Source organism: Streptomyces neyagawaensis (assembly GCF_023516595.1).
Lineage (GTDB): Bacteria > Actinomycetota > Actinomycetes > Streptomycetales > Streptomycetaceae > Streptomyces > Streptomyces neyagawaensis.
This window is the reverse complement of the sequence record NZ_JAMGBG010000238.1, coordinates 1-1,509: the sequence shown is the minus strand read 5'-3', so window position 1 is coordinate 1,509 and position 1,509 is coordinate 1. Positions and strand designations below refer to the sequence as shown.

At 70.0% G+C, this 1,509-nt stretch carries 1 protein-coding gene; it reads right to left on the bottom strand.

Annotation, left to right across the window (positions count from 1 at the left end; genetic code table 11):
* Positions 1-38: 38 nt before the first annotated feature.
* A complete protein-coding gene (locus tag M8J73_RS44465; protein ID WP_055539162.1) occupies positions 39-1,247 on the bottom strand; it encodes an IS110 family RNA-guided transposase in 1,209 nt (402 codons plus the stop codon).
* Between the last annotated feature and the right edge of the window lie 262 nt (positions 1,248-1,509).

Below are 1,509 nucleotides of genomic sequence, written 5' to 3'. Positions count from 1 at the left end.
GGGGGGTGCCTCTATGTCCTTCGTCAAGGCCCGGCTGGTCATGCGGTGGCTGCTTCGGGGAGCCGTGATTCGTAGAAGGTGCCGTCGCGGAGCATGGCGAACAGGACGCTGATGCGCTGCCGGGCGAGGCGGAGGAGGGCCTGGGTGTGGGTCTTTCCGCGGGCCCGGCAGCGGTCGTAGTAGCCGCGGGAGGCGGGGTCGTGCAGGGCGGCGAACGCGGAGAGGAACATCGCGCGTTTGAGCTGCCGGTTGCCGCCTCTGGGCGCGTGTTCGCCGTGGATGGAAGTGCCCGACTGCTTCGTGGTCGGGGCGAGGCCGGCGTAGGAGGCGAGGTGGGCGGCGGTGGGGAAGCTGGTGCCGTCGCCGACGGTGACCAGGAGAACTGCGGCGGTCCTGACGCCGACGCCGGGCAGCGACGTCAGGACCTGGGAAAGAGGGTGGGCCCCCAGCAGCTCGTTGATCTGGGCTTCCAGGGCCCGGCGTTGTTCGTGGACGGCCGCGAGCGAGCGGGCCAGGGACGGGATCACGATGTCGAGGGTGCCAGTGCCCGGAACGACGACACTCTGTTCGTCGAGCGCGTCGAAGACGTCGTCGATCAGCCGGGTGGCCATGCGTGGGGCCTTCGGGCGGATCAGTTCGACCAGTCTGCGGCGGCCGGCTTTGCGCAGGGCGGCCGGGGAGCCGTGACGCTCCAGCAGCCAGGTGACGGCCTGGTGGTCCAGGCGGGGGCCCAGGACGCGTTCCAGGCTGGGGTGGAACTGGGTGAGCAGGCCGCGTATCCGGTTGGAGGTGCGGGTGGCCTCGGCGGCGAGGTCCTGGTCGAAGCCCACGAGCACGGTGAGCTCGGCGGTTATCTCGGCGGTCAGTTCCAGCGAGCGCAGGGTGTGCGGCATCGTCCGTGCCGCGTCCGCGATCACCGCGGCGTCCTTCGCGTCGGTCTTGGCCTCGCCCGGGTAGAGATCCGCGATCCGCCGCATCGCGAGTCCGGGCAGGTAGGCGACCTGGCAGCCCGCATCGCGGGCGACGGTCAGGGGCAGAGCGCCGATGGAGGCGGGCTGGTCCACGATCACCAGGACGGTGCCGAACTTCGCGGCCAGTTTCTCGAAGACGGCCCGCAGTTTCGGCTCGCTGTTGGGCAGGGGCTTGTCGAAGACCTTCTTCCCGGCGGGGGTCAGCCCGTGGCCGTGATGTGTGCTCTTGCCGACGTCCAGGCCGAGGAAGACCCCCACGCCGCTGATGTCGATCACCGTGCCCCCACTCGCTCGATACCGGTGCTGACCTGGGCGTCGGGGCCGTTCTCGCGCATCCACGTTATGCAGACCTGCCGCCCGCGAACGGCTGGGCATTGCGCCCGGCCAGGCGGCGGTCGGACCTCTCATCAGCGTCTCCGACGGCACCCCTCAGACCCGGTGACACCACCCCCCAGGTCATGCGTTCGACAGGGGGCAAAAGTCATGCCGGGCCCGGAGGCCAGCGGTCCTCTTGCAGGACCGCAAAAAAACATAACGG